The sequence below is a fragment of the Rhodopseudomonas sp. genome (genome assembly GCF_013377015.1).
In the GTDB taxonomy this organism is placed as follows: Bacteria; Pseudomonadota; Alphaproteobacteria; order Rhizobiales; family Xanthobacteraceae; genus JARJEH01.
Map to the genome: position 1 here is coordinate 349253 of NZ_JACABA010000001.1, position 12350 is coordinate 361602.

At 64.5% G+C, this 12350-nt stretch carries 11 protein-coding genes; 8 read left to right on the forward strand and 3 right to left on the reverse strand.

What is annotated here, in order from left to right; translation table 11 throughout:
- Positions 1–12 precede the first annotated feature (12 nt).
- The 3 genes from HXX15_RS01670 (at position 13) to HXX15_RS01680 (ending at position 2995) form a co-directional block, all read left to right on the forward strand.
- Entirely contained in the window at positions 13–1815 is a 1803-nt protein-coding gene (locus HXX15_RS01670; RefSeq protein WP_296511975.1) for an ABC transporter ATP-binding protein, read from the forward strand.
- A 67-nt stretch (positions 1816–1882) separates the two neighbouring features.
- A complete protein-coding gene (locus tag HXX15_RS01675; RefSeq protein WP_296511977.1) occupies positions 1883–2581 on the forward strand; it encodes a fumarylacetoacetate hydrolase family protein in 699 nt (232 codons plus the stop codon).
- Positions 2582–2776: 195 nt separating this feature from the next.
- On the forward strand, positions 2777–2995 hold the full coding sequence (locus tag HXX15_RS01680; RefSeq protein WP_296511978.1) for a hypothetical protein: 219 nt from the start codon (positions 2777–2779) through the stop codon (positions 2993–2995).
- A 67-nt stretch (positions 2996–3062) separates the two neighbouring features.
- Here HXX15_RS01680 and HXX15_RS01685 read toward each other — a convergent pair whose 3' ends face one another.
- Together HXX15_RS01685 and HXX15_RS01690 are read right to left on the reverse strand one after the other, a co-directional pair.
- Positions 3063–3869, reverse strand: a complete 807-nt coding sequence (locus HXX15_RS01685; RefSeq protein ID WP_296511979.1) for an SDR family oxidoreductase — start codon at positions 3867–3869, stop codon at positions 3063–3065.
- Positions 3870–3913: 44 nt separating this feature from the next.
- Positions 3914–4609 carry a hemolysin III family protein gene (locus HXX15_RS01690; RefSeq protein ID WP_296511981.1) on the reverse strand — a complete coding sequence of 232 codons (696 nt, stop codon included), beginning with the start codon at positions 4607–4609 and terminating at the stop codon, positions 3914–3916.
- A 198-nt stretch (positions 4610–4807) separates the two neighbouring features.
- Here HXX15_RS01690 and HXX15_RS01695 point away from each other — a divergent pair, with 198 nt between their 5' ends.
- The 4 genes from HXX15_RS01695 (at position 4808) to HXX15_RS01710 (ending at position 8370) form a co-directional block, all read left to right on the forward strand.
- Positions 4808–6277: a YcjX family protein gene (locus HXX15_RS01695; RefSeq protein ID WP_296511984.1), complete on the forward strand. Its 1470-nt coding sequence runs from the start codon at positions 4808–4810 to the stop codon at positions 6275–6277.
- Entirely contained in the window at positions 6274–7353 is a 1080-nt protein-coding gene (locus tag HXX15_RS01700; RefSeq protein ID WP_296511985.1) for a YcjF family protein, read from the forward strand. The genes HXX15_RS01695 and HXX15_RS01700 overlap by 4 nt, the downstream gene beginning before the upstream one ends.
- Positions 7354–7567: 214 nt before the next feature.
- Positions 7568–7819 (forward strand): hypothetical protein, encoded by a 252-nt coding sequence (locus HXX15_RS01705; protein WP_296511988.1) that lies wholly within the window; start codon positions 7568–7570, stop codon positions 7817–7819.
- A 350-nt stretch (positions 7820–8169) separates the two neighbouring features.
- Positions 8170–8370: a cold-shock protein gene (locus HXX15_RS01710; RefSeq protein ID WP_029584170.1), complete on the forward strand. Its 201-nt coding sequence runs from the start codon at positions 8170–8172 to the stop codon at positions 8368–8370.
- A gap of 124 nt (positions 8371–8494) precedes the next feature.
- Here HXX15_RS01710 and HXX15_RS01715 read toward each other — a convergent pair whose 3' ends face one another.
- Positions 8495–9076, reverse strand: coding sequence for a hypothetical protein (locus HXX15_RS01715; RefSeq protein WP_296514760.1), 582 nt, complete (start codon positions 9074–9076; stop codon positions 8495–8497).
- Positions 9077–9304: 228 nt separating this feature from the next.
- Here HXX15_RS01715 and putA point away from each other — a divergent pair, with 228 nt between their 5' ends.
- A complete protein-coding gene (gene putA, locus HXX15_RS01720; protein WP_296511994.1) occupies positions 9305–12316 on the forward strand; it encodes a bifunctional proline dehydrogenase/L-glutamate gamma-semialdehyde dehydrogenase PutA in 3012 nt (1003 codons plus the stop codon).
- The last annotated feature ends 34 nt before the right edge of the window (positions 12317–12350 follow it).

Sequence of the window (12350 nt, forward strand, 5' to 3'; positions counted from 1 at the left end):
AATGGAACGCGGATGACCGACGCCCCACGGAAGATTACCGACGATCCATATGGCGCGGCCGAGCTTATTCGCCGGCTGCTGACCGAGCAGGCCTCCGTGTATTGGCGGCGCTATCTGCTTGCATTCGGATTGATGGCGGTGTCCGCCGCCGCCACCGCGGCATCGGCCTATCTGCTCGGCGAGGTCATCAATCAGGCCTATGTCGACCGCAACCTGCGCGGCATCATGATCATGTCGGTTGTCAGCCTCACCGTGTTCTCGATGAAGGGCGCGGCGACCTACGGCCATTCAGTGATCCTGTCGCAAATCAAGAACGCGATTCTCGCCAATAACCAACGCCGGTTGTTCCAGAAACTGATGAATGAGAGTGTCGGTTTCTATTCGCAGCGACACTCATCGGAATTTCTCGCCCGGCTTACCTCCGGCGCGAATTCCGTCACCGAGGTCCTCACCCTGCTGATCAATGCGGTCGGCCGCGATCTGCTGTCGCTGATCGGCCTGGTGGTCGTGATGGTCGTGCAAGATCCGTTCATGGCGATGTTTGGGCTGCTGATCGCCCCGCCAGCGGTGCTGGTGGTGCGCAAGCTGGTGCGGCGGGTCAAGGGCCTCGCCCACAATCAATTCACCGGCAACGCCGAGATACTCGAGACCATGCAGGAATCGCTGCAGGGCATCCGCACGGTGAAGGCGTTCACGCTGGAACAGACCATGCGCGATCGCATCAACGTCAGCATCGCGGCGGTCGAGAGCAACGCCAACAAGATGGCGCGGGTCTCCAACCGGGCCAGCCCGCTGATGGAAACGCTCGGCGGCTTCGCGGTGGCGGCGTCGCTGATGTATGGCGGCTATCGCGTGGTCGCCACCGGGGCTACGCCTGGACAATTCTTCTCGTTCCTGACCGCGTTCCTGCTGGCCTATGAGCCGGCCAAGCGGCTGGCCCGGCTCAATATCGAACTGAACAGCGGCTTGGTCGGCGCGCGGATGCTGCTGGAGATCGTCGACAGTCCGGCGAGCGAGCCCGACGACAGCAGCAAGCCGCCGCTGCAGCTATCCGAAGCGCGAGTCGAACTGCACGACGTCAGCTTTGCGTACCGGCCGAACGAGGTGGTGATTGATCACATGAGCTTCGTCGCCGAGCCGGGCAAGGTCACCGCCCTGGTCGGCCCATCCGGCGGCGGCAAGTCGACGGTGCTGTCGCTGCTGCTGCGGCTCTACGAGGCCAACTCCGGCGACATCACGATCGACGGACAATCCATTGCGGCGGTGTCGCGGCACTCGCTTCGGCAACAGATCGCCTATGTCGGGCAGGACGTTTATCTGTTCCGCGATACTATCCGCAACAACATCGCCTTCGGCATGGTGGGCGCCTCCGAGGAGGAGATCATCGCTGCGGCCAAGGCTGCCTGCGCGCATGATTTCATCATGGCCTTTCCGCTTGGCTACGACACCCCGGTCGGCGAACACGGCGCGCAATTGTCGGGCGGCCAGCGCCAGCGCGTCGCCGTGGCCCGCGCGCTGGTCCGCAACGCGCCGATCATTCTGCTCGACGAAGCCACCGCGGCGCTGGATTCCGAATCGGAAAAGCTGGTGCAGGAAGCGATCGAGCATCTATGCCGCAATCGAACCACCATCGTGATCGCGCACCGCCTGCACACCATCATGCATGCCGACGCGATCCTGGTGGTAGAGGCCGGCACAATCGTCGAGCGCGGCCGCCACGACGATTTGCTGCGGCGCAATGGACGCTACGCCTCGTTCTTCCGGCTGCAGCATCGCCACACAACCCCGCTGGCCCCGATCGACGCGCCGGCGTAAGAACGGGTCGCGATACCCGCGCCGGTCTCATCGTCTGCCGTCGTCACCCTCCTTGCGAAAGCCTTACATGAGCAGCACCTACGTCATCGCGCCGCCGCCACAACCCGCGCTCGCCGTCCAGGGCGACAGCAAGACCTTCCCGGTGCGCCGGATCTGGTGCGTCGGCCGCAACTATCTCGAGCACATCCGCGAACTCGGCAATGACGAGCGGCAGCCGCCGTTCTTTTTCGCCAAGCATCCCGACATGATCGCGCCCGACGGCGTCACCATCCCGTACCCGACCCTGACCAAGGACATGCAACACGAGGTCGAACTGGTGGTCGCGCTCAAGAGCGGCGGGTTGAACATCCCGGCCGCGAAGGCGCTGGACCACGTCTGGGGTTACGGCGTTGGCGTCGATCTCACCCGCCGCGACCTGCAGATGGCGTCGCGCAAGAAGGAACAGCCCTGGGAGATCGGCAAGTCCTTCGACCAGTCCGCCCCCTGCGGCGCGCTGGCGCCGGCCGCGACGATCGGCCATCCCGCCAAGGGCCGGATCTGGCTGTCGGTCAACGGCACCGAACGGCAGACCGGCGATCTGGCGCAAATGATCTGGAGCGTCCCGGAAATCATCGCGAAACTATCGCAACAAGTGGCGCTCGACGCCGGCGACGTCATCATGACCGGAACCCCCGCCGGGGTCGCGGCGCTGACCCCGGGCGACAAGATCGAATGCGGCGTCGATGGCGTCGGCACCCTCAAGCTGACGATCGGCAAGCCGGCCTAACTCCGCAGACCGCTCGAGATCTGGTCCCGGAACAAACCGGGGCCGCGTTCTTTCCCTGCTGCCAGAGCCGCCATGAACGCCCTCGGCAACGCCGGGGCAATTCCCAATCGATTAGGAAATCGTTAACCATAATTCGACAAGATCGACCCGGCGGCCGACCAAGCCGGGGGCGCCGGTTCCGCGGAATGCGGAGCCATGACGCTCGAAACCGCTGGTGGCTGCGGCATTCGCTTCGCGCCGACGCGCGCGAATTTTGGCACTGATGGCAAGGGAAGGCCAATGTTCAAATCGTTCGTCGTTATCTTGATCGCCACCTGGCTGGTCGGTTGCTCCGAAACCACCACAAATATCGCGGCCAATCGGGGCGCCCTCAAGCCAGGGACGCGCGCGATGATGATCGGGGTTGGTTATTAACCAGCCCCCCGCCGTCGCCTTTTGCACGGTTTGAGCCAACGCCCATGGCTCGTTTAGTGCGCAGAATTCAAGCCGGCTTCTTCGCCCCATAGGCTTCGCGCATTTTCGCCTGGATCTTGGCCATGCCGCCGATCCAGCGATCGTAATTCTCCGTCTTCTTGCGCATGTAGTCGATCACCTGCGGGTGCGGCAGGATCAGGAAGGTTTCCTGCTCGATCCCGGCCAGCGCGTCCTTAGCCACCTGCTCCGGGGTGAGATCGCCGTCGCCGGACTGCGGGCCCTTGGGAATCGAGCGCAACATATTCGTATCGACCCCCTGTGGGCACAAGATCGAAACTCGGATGTTGTGCGCCTTGTGCGAGATCGCCAGGTTTTCCGCAAAGCCGACCGCGGCGTGCTTAGTGGTCGAATAGGCCGGGCTGCCGACCTGCGACAGCAAGCCCGCGGCGGAAATCGTGTTGAGGAAATAGCCGCCGCCGCGCGCCTTGTAGAGCGGGATCAGATGCCGTGCGGCGTAGACATGGGCCATCACATGGATCGCCCAGCTCCGCGCCCACGGCTCGTCGGAAGCGCCGCCGGCATTTTCCGACAGCGGATCGAACCCGCCGCCGATCCCGGCATTGGAGCAAAACAATGCGATCGGTCCGAACTGTTTTTCCGTCTCCTCGATGACGTGCTTGATATCGGCTTCCTTGCCGACGTCGCACTGGATAGCGGCGCCATCGATCGAGGCGGCCACGGTTTCAGCGCGGGCGCCGTCGAGATCGGCGACCACGACCTTGGCGGCGCCAGCCTTGTGAAACGCTTCACACAGCGCCTGCCCGATGCCGTTGCCGCCTCCCGTCACGACGACGACCTTGCCCGCAACCTGCATCGTGGCTCCCCGCTTTTCTTGATTTTATGGATCGTATGGAGTTGTCAGGCCATAATGACATCGAGCACGGCGGTGTAATGGCAGGCCGCGCCCAGCAGCACGAAAGAGTGCCAGATCGCGTTCTGAAACCGCAGCCGCCGCCAAGCGTGGAAGATCACACCGAAAGTGTAGAGCGCGCCGCCAGCCGCGATGAACCACAGCGCCAGATTCGGCACCGATTCCTTCACGGACTCGTAGGCAATCAGGCCGCTCCAGCCCATCGCCAGATACAGACCGACCGACAGCTTGTCCCACCGGCCCGGCATGAACAGCTTGAGCAGAATGCCGATGATCGCCACCCCCCACACGCCGCACAGCAACGTCGCCGCGAAGGCGTGATCCTTGATCTGGGTGATGATCGGCGTGTAGGTCGCGGCAATCAACATGTAGATCGCCGAATGGTCGAACCGGCGGAGCATCCATTTGCGCGGCGACACCGGCCACAGATTGTAGGCGGCGGACACGCTCAGCATCGCCATCAGGCCCGCGACGTAAACCGATACCGAGACGATTTCCGGCGCCGAGGCAAACACCCCGGTCAGCACCACCAAGGTGGTAGCGGCGATCAGGCCGCTGATCACGCCCAAGCCGTGCACGACGCCGTCGGCGATCAGTTCGGCGCGATCGTAATTCCAGTGCACCTCACCCTTGGTGTCGATCCTGGCGTGCGAACCGATTTGCTTCAGCCGGAAGATCTTCATTGGGGGTGGCACCCTGTTCAAAATTGATCTGGCGCATTCATGGCGGTTTCCAGGAATGCAATCATATACTATCGACGACGAAGATTCTGCAACTTTTGGACCGCAAGCGTGGCAAAGCTAAGGTCCGATTGCCGGACGAATCGCTGATCACCCATTAGTTTCGGCCAGACGCCCTCAATTTGATCGAACATCCCACGCATGGCCTTCAGTTTTTCCAGTCTGGTCGAAGAAGCGCTGATGTCGGCACGGGCGCTGCGGGATTACAGCGAGAACATGCTCAATCCGACGGTGCGGCTCGGCGTCACCGGGCTGTCACGCGCCGGCAAGACCGTCTTCATTACGGCTCTGGTTCATGGCCTGTCGCGCGGCGGCCGGTTTCCGATCTTCGAATCGATGTCCACCGGACGCATCGCCAAGGCGCGGTTGGCGCCGCAACCCGACGATGCGGTACCGCGCTTCAGCTATGAGAGCTATTTGGGGACGCTGATCGAGCAGCGCAACTGGCCGAGCTCGACCGTCGATATCAGCGAGTTGCGGCTGGTGATCGACTATCAGCGCCAAAACGGCGCCGACCGCACGCTGACCCTGGACATCGTCGACTACCCCGGGGAATGGCTGCTCGACCTGCCCTTGCTCAACAAGAGTTACGAACGCTGGGCGGCCGAAAGCTTGGCGCTGTCGATGCAGGACCCGCGGCGGCGGGTCGCCGGCGCCTTCCACACGCATCTGGCGACGCTCGACCCGAATGGACGCGAAAACGAGCAGGAGACGTTGACCGCGGCGCGGCTGTTCACCACCTATTTGCGTGACTGCCGTAACGAGCAATTCGCCATGAGCCTGCTGCCGCCGGGGCGCTTCCTGATGCCGGGCAACCTCGCCGGGTCGCCGGCGCTGACCTTTGCGCCGCTCGACCTGCCGATCGATGGCAATCCGCCAGAAGGCTCGCTGTGGGCGATGATGCGGCGGCGCTACGAAGCCTACAAGGAAGTCGTGGTGCGGCCATTCTTCCGCGACCATTTCTCCCGGCTCGACCGGCAGATCGTGCTGGCCGACGCGCTCTCGGCGTTCAACGCCGGTCCGGAAGCGCTGCACGATCTCGAAGCCGCGTTGGCTGGAATCCTGGATTGTTTCCGGGTCGGGCAACGTACCTTGCTGAGCTCGCTGTTTCGTCCCCGGATCGACAAGATCCTGTTCGCGGCCACCAAGGCCGATCACCTGCATCACTCCAGCCATGACCGGCTCGAGGCGATCCTGCGCCGACTGGTGGATCGCGCCGCGATGCGGGCCGAATTCGCTGGCGCCACCGTCGACGTGGTCGCGCTGTCGGCGGTGCGCGCCACCCGCGAGGCCCAGGTGCAGCGCGGCCGCGACCGATTGCCGTCGATCGTCGGCACCCCGATCAAGGGCGAGGTCGCCGACGGCGAGGTGTTCGATGGCGAAACCGAAGTCGCGACCTTTCCGGGCGACCTGCCGACCAATCTGCAGGAACTGTTCAAGGGCGAAGACAGCTTTCGCGGGCTGTCCGCCGGTTCTGCCGAGCATGCCGATTTCCGCTTCTTGCGGTTTCGCCCGCCCCGGCTCGACAACCGCGACCCCGACGGGCCGGCGCTGCCTCACATCCGCCTCGACCGCACGCTCCAGTTTCTGATCGGAGACAAATTGCAATGAACGAGCGGGGCCCACATCGCCGGCCGGCGACCTTTAAACTCACCGATCCAAGCGTGGTGATGATCGATCCGGTCGACGGCGACACTGCCGTCCCGCGCGAGAATCCCGCCATGCGCGACAACCCCAGCCTGCGCGGCAAGGTGCAAGTCTCCGCCGAAGTCGAACCGCCGCCGCCTCCGGTATCGGCACCGGTCGATCCGCTGGGCGTCAATCCGAAAAAGGGCTTCCGCTGGGGCACGGTGTTCTGGATTGCATTCACCGGACTGCTGTCGCTCGCCTTCTGGCTGGCGGTGAGCAGGCTGGTCAGCGACCTGTTCGCGCAAAACACGGCGCTCGGCACCATCGGATTCATCCTGGCGGTGCTGGCCGGCGGCTCGCTCGCGATTATCATCGGCCGCGAAGCCTACGGCATGATCAGGCTCGCCAAGATCGAGCAGCTGCACGCTCGCGCCGCCACCGTGCTGCAGACCGACAACCGCGCCGAGGGCCGGGCCATCGTCCGCGAACTGCTCAAGCTGGAGCACCAGAATCCGCAACTGGCGCGCGCGCGCGCCACGCTGACGAAGCATCTCGACGACATCATCGACGGCGCCGATCTGATCCGGCTGGCGGAGCGAGAACTGCTGGCGCCGTGCGACCAGGAAGCGCGCAATCTGATCTCGAAGGCGGCGCAGCGGGTCTCGCTGGTCACCGCGATCAGCCCGAAGGCGCTGATCGACGTGCTGTTCGTGGCGATCGCCGCGGTGCGGCTGGTCGGCCAGTTGGCAAGGCTCTATGGCGGGCGGCCCGGCGCGATCGGCATGATGAAGCTGATGCGGCAGACCGTGTCGCATCTCGCCATCACCGGCGGGATCGCGATCGGCGACAGCGTGGTGCAGCAATTGCTCGGCCACGGCCTCGCCGCGAAACTGTCGTCGAAGCTCGGCGAAGGCATGCTGAACGGCATGCTGACGGCGAGGCTGGGGTTGGCGGCGATCGACATGACGAGGCCGCTGCCGTTCAGTGCCCTGCCCCGCCCCGTGCTCGGCGACCTGGTCAAAGACCTGGTGCGCACCAAGCGCGACAAGGATGAATAGCAATTGCTCGTTGTCGGCGCTCATCTTAACTACACGCCGCAGCGCGCGTGTGATCCAGCGCACATTCTGAGTTTCCATTCATCGTGACGGCGAGAATTTCCGCGAGAACAATTCGAACCGGGTGAACCCCGCTCGAAGACGATGCGACGAATTCGCGATGGGTTAGACCGAACTACCAACTCGCGCATCGCGCATTGCATCGAGGAGAACAACGATGTTTCGCAAACTTGTTCTTGGACTGGTCGCAGCAGCTTCGCTCAGCGCCGTGGCGCTGGCTCCCACCGCGGCTTCGGCCAAGCCGTGGGGCTGGGGTCCCGGCTGGGGCGGCGGCTGGGGTCATCACCACTATTGGGGTCCGGGATTCGGCGTCGGCTATGTCGGCTTCAATGACGACGGCTGCTATGTGACTCGCCGGGTCCATACCCGGCACGGCTGGCGGCTGCGCACGCTCAACATCTGTTACTGATCCGAGCATTCGAATCGGCCAGATCCGAATCCCGGTCGCCGTCGCGGCCGGGATTTTCGCGTCGGCGCGCGGGCCATCACGTGGAATTGACAGCATGGTTCCACGGGAACCCGGCGGCAACGCGCGGTCCGTGCGAGGAAATAACCGAAGATTCTGTCGATCACCGCACCGAAATCGATCAAAAACGGTCAAAATGGGACATTCGGCGCCATTCGGGCCGCTTTCACGGCATCGCGACTGTTGTTTGCGCTATCAAGCTTGGTGGATACCGCGTAACGTACATTGGTCGGACAAGCCGGTTTCCGGGGACCGACCTTTCGATTCGATCATAATCCTGCGGAGACGACGTGATGGCTAAAGGTACTGTGAAGTGGTTCAACGCGACCAAGGGCTTCGGATTCATCCAGCCCAGCAGCGGTGGAAAAGACGTGTTCGTTCATATTTCGGCGGTCGAGAAAGCAGGCCTTTCGTCGCTCAACGAAGGACAGACGGTTGAATACGAGGAAGTCGCCAACCGCGGCAAGACCTCGGCTGAAAACCTCAAGGTTTAACCGACAGCGCGATCCAAGAAGCCTGCCCTCGGACTTGATCCGAGGGTGAGTTTTCAAAAATTCTGATGGGCGATGACCAGCACTGAAAAGCGGTCATCGTTTTTTTGTGCCTAAATGCGCGCGTTCAGTCTTCCTTGACCCATCGCGCGACCGGCATCACGTCCGGCAGTTGCGCGAAACTGCGCGGCCACATATCGACCACCCACTCCTCGCCGGTGCCACGTTCGACCAGCACCGCGGTGTTGTGCGGCGTCTGCAGCACGATGACGTTGCCGCGATAGTGCGGATCGCCGACCGTGTGATATTTCAGCAGGCCCCAGCTCTGCAGCAGCAGCAACAGGCTGGTGGTGTTGCGGGTGGTGTCCCAGCAATCGAAATTGTGCTTGTCGTCGAAATAGCGGAAGTCGGCGCGCGCGATCCGCTTTTCGGTGCCCAGGATCGGGCCGAGCCGGCGATCGAACCACACCACCGCCTTCTGCACCGCCGCGCGCTCCGCCGCGGCCGAGGCGCGGCCCGCCGCCAGCAGCTTCGTCAGCGTGGCGCGGTCGCCGGGCGAGAACTGAAGCGCAAGCCGGCGCCGGCAAACAAAGCCGTAGCACACCGTCATCGAATTGCCCGAAGGCGGATAGATCGACACCGAACTGTACAGCGCGGCAACCGGCGCGCTGAGTTCGCCGGCCGGCGCCGGCGTGACGCCTTGCAGCATGACGGATAGGGCGATAGTGGCGGCCAAGGCGAGCGCCGGCCACCGGATCAGCCCCTTATCCTGCCGCATTCGATCGAACCCTCTCATCGCGCCCGCCAGTTCCATATCAATTTGTCGCGGAAGCTAGCGCACCGGTTTGATGGTGCCAATATTGCATTTATGGCCACCACGGCTTGCCGTGAACGCGGCGCTTACGGCGTCTACTTTGGAGTTTCGCAGGGGATTCGCATGCCGCCCGATGCACCGCTCCCGGTGTTCCGCGCGCCCTATGGGCCCGACGATTCGGCTCTCGCCGCCGATCTTCTGGCGACGGCCCGACTTGACGCGGCGCGGGAACGCCGGATCGACCAGACCGCGGCCGACCTGATCGTCGCGATCCGCGCCAGCGACGACCGGTTCGGCGGCGTCGAACAGATGCTGCGCGAATTCGCGCTGTCGACCAAAGAGGGGCTGGCGCTGATGGTGCTGGCCGAGGCGCTGCTGCGGGTGCCCGACGCGCTCACCGCCGATCAATTCATCGAGGACAAGCTCGGCCAGGGCGATTTCGCGCATCACCAGACCAGGTCGGGCGCGTTGCTGGTCAATGCCTCGGCCTGGGCACTGGGGATCTCGGCACGGGTGGTGCAAGCGGGTGAGACCCCGCACGGCACCATCGCGGCGCTGGCGAAGCGGCTCGGGGTGCCGGCGGTACGCGCCGCAACCCGTCAGGCAATGCGACTGATGGGCAATCACTTCGTGCTCGGCGAGACCATCGAGGCCGCGCTCGACCGTGCGCGATCCCACGCGGCCGATGGCAGGCGCTATTCCTACGACATGCTCGGCGAAGGTGCCCGCACCGCCGCCGATGCCGAGCGCTATTTCCAATCCTATGCCGGCGCTATCGAGGCGATCGGTAGCGCGGCGGGCACGGGCACGCTGCCGGCGCGGCCCGGGATTTCGGTCAAACTGTCGGCGCTGCATCCGCGCTTCGAGGCGGTCAGCCGCGCGCGGGTGATCGCCGAACTGGTGCCGCGGCTGCTCGATCTGGCGCGCAGGGCCAAGCGCTTCGACCTCAACTTCACCGTCGACGCCGAGGAAGCCGACCGGCTGGAACTGTCGCTCGAGCTGTTCGCGGCCTGCCTCAGCGATGAGTCGCTGGCGGGCTGGGACGGTTTCGGGCTCGCAGTGCAGGCCTATCAGAAGCGCGCCAGCGACGTGATCGACCATGTCGACGATCTGGCGCGACGGCTCGACCGCCGGCTCATGCTGCGATTGGTCAAGGGAGCCTATTGGGACACCGAGATCAAGCGCGCCCAGGAGCGCGGCCTCGACGACTACCCGGTGTTCACGCGCAAGGCGATGACCGACCTGAACTACATCGCCTGCGCACGCAAGCTCCTGAGTCTGCGGCCGCGGATCTTTCCGCAATTCGCCAGCCATAATGCGCTGACCGTGGCCAGCATCCTCGAATCCGCTGGCGACGTGGAAGGCTACGAGTTCCAGCGCCTGCACGGCATGGGCGAAGCGCTGTATACAAGACTGCACGCCGATCACCCCGACCTCGTCTGCCGGGTCTACGCCCCGGTCGGCGGCCACCGCGATCTGTTGGCTTATCTGGTGCGGCGGCTGCTGGAGAACGGCGCCAATTCCTCGTTCGTGGCGCAGGCCGGCGACGACAAGGTGCCGGTCTCGACGCTGCTGCGGCGGCCCGCCGACATCGTCGGCACGTCAGACAACGTTCGGCATCCTAACATCCCGCTGCCGCGCGATCTGTATCGGCCCGATCGCGAAAATTCCCGCGGCCTCGATTTCGGCGACAGCGCGGCATTGGCCCGGCTGCAGGCCGAAATCGCCGCCGCACGTCAACCGATTGCGCCGATCGCCGATGCCACGCCGAAGCAAGCGCAGGCTACGATCGCCGCGGCGCGCGCAGGCTTCGTCTCCTGGAGCGTGACGCCAGCCGCCGCGCGCGCGGCTATTCTGGAACAGGCCGCAGAACTACTCGAGCAACGCCGCGCGCATTTCATCGCGCTGCTGCAAGACGAGGGTGGCAAGACGCTGGACGACGCGCTGTCGGAACTCCGCGAGGCGATCGACTATTGCCGCTACTACGCATCGGAGGGGCGCAAACTGTTCGGCGACGGCCGGGTGATGCCGGGCCCGACCGGCGAGAGCAATGTGCTGCGGCTGCACGGCCGCGGCGTGTTCGTTGCGATCTCGCCGTGGAATTTTCCGCTGGCGATTTTCCTTGGCCAGATTACCGCGGCATTGATGGCCGGCAACGCCGTGGTCGCCAAGCCCGCCGAACAGACCCCCGCAATCAGCGCCGCGGCGGTGCGGCTGCTACACGAAGCCGGCGTGCCGGACTCGGCGCTGCATATCGTGCATGGCGACGGCGCGATCGGCGCCGCATTGGTGGCGGAGCGCGACATCGCCGGCGTGGTGTTCACCGGATCGACCGAGGTGGCGCGATCGATCAATCGGGCGCTGGCCGCCAAGGACGGCCCGATCGTGCCGCTGATCGCAGAGACCGGCGGCATCAATGCGATGATCGTCGACGCCACCGCGCTGCCCGAACAGGTCGCCGATGACGTGGTGAGTTCGGCGTTCCGCTCCGCCGGCCAGCGCTGCTCGGCGTTGCGGCTGCTGTTCGTGCAGGAAGATGTCGCCGACCGCATGATCGAGATCATCGCCGGCGCCGTGCGGGAGTTGAAAGTCGGCGATCCTGTCGATCCCGCCACCCATATCGGGCCGGTGATCGATTCAGAAGCCAAGCAGAAGCTCGACGCCCATATTGCGCGGATGATCGCCGAAGCGCGGCCGCGTTTCGCCGGCGTCGCCCCCGCCGCAGGGAACTTCGTCGCGCCACATATCTTCGAGCTGGCGGAAGCCGCGGAGCTGACCGAGGAAGTGTTCGGCCCGATCTTGCACGTGGTACGCTATCCTGCCGCCAATCTCGACGCCGTGCTGGAGGCGATTGCACGCAGCGGCTACGGCCTCACCCTCGGCATCCATTCGCGGATCGATGAGATGGTCGAACGCAGCATCGAGCGGCTCGCGGTCGGCAATATCTATGTCAACCGCAACATGATCGGCGCGGTGGTCGGCGTGCAGCCGTTCGGCGGCTTCGGGCTCTCCGGCACCGGACCGAAAGCCGGTGGGCCGCATTATCTGCCGCGCTTCGCCACCGAACAGACCGTGACGATCAACACCGCGGCGGCGGGCGGCAACGCCGCGCTGCTGTCGGAGCAGGATGAATAGTTCAAGAGCCGTTGCATCATGCGCCGAACCCGGA

Excerpts from the sequence above, each read along its gene's own strand:
- HXX15_RS01670 (WP_296511975.1), top strand. The coding sequence starts at position 13 with ATGACCGACGCCCCACGGAAGATTACCGACGATCCATATGGCGCGGCC.
- HXX15_RS01675 (WP_296511977.1), top strand. The coding sequence starts at position 1,883 with ATGAGCAGCACCTACGTCATCGCGCCGCCGCCACAACCCGCGCTCGCC.
- HXX15_RS01680 (WP_296511978.1), top strand. The coding sequence starts at position 2,777 with ATGACGCTCGAAACCGCTGGTGGCTGCGGCATTCGCTTCGCGCCGACG.
- HXX15_RS01685 (WP_296511979.1), bottom strand. The coding sequence starts at position 3,869 with ATGCAGGTTGCGGGCAAGGTCGTCGTCGTGACGGGAGGCGGCAACGGC.
- HXX15_RS01690 (WP_296511981.1), bottom strand. The coding sequence starts at position 4,609 with ATGAAGATCTTCCGGCTGAAGCAAATCGGTTCGCACGCCAGGATCGAC.
- HXX15_RS01695 (WP_296511984.1), top strand. The coding sequence starts at position 4,808 with ATGGCCTTCAGTTTTTCCAGTCTGGTCGAAGAAGCGCTGATGTCGGCA.
- HXX15_RS01700 (WP_296511985.1), top strand. The coding sequence starts at position 6,274 with ATGAACGAGCGGGGCCCACATCGCCGGCCGGCGACCTTTAAACTCACC.
- HXX15_RS01705 (WP_296511988.1), top strand. The coding sequence starts at position 7,568 with ATGTTTCGCAAACTTGTTCTTGGACTGGTCGCAGCAGCTTCGCTCAGC.
- HXX15_RS01710 (WP_029584170.1), top strand. The coding sequence starts at position 8,170 with ATGGCTAAAGGTACTGTGAAGTGGTTCAACGCGACCAAGGGCTTCGGA.
- HXX15_RS01715 (WP_296514760.1), bottom strand. The coding sequence starts at position 9,076 with ATGCTGCAAGGCGTCACGCCGGCGCCGGCCGGCGAACTCAGCGCGCCG.
- putA (WP_296511994.1), top strand. The coding sequence starts at position 9,305 with ATGCCGCCCGATGCACCGCTCCCGGTGTTCCGCGCGCCCTATGGGCCC.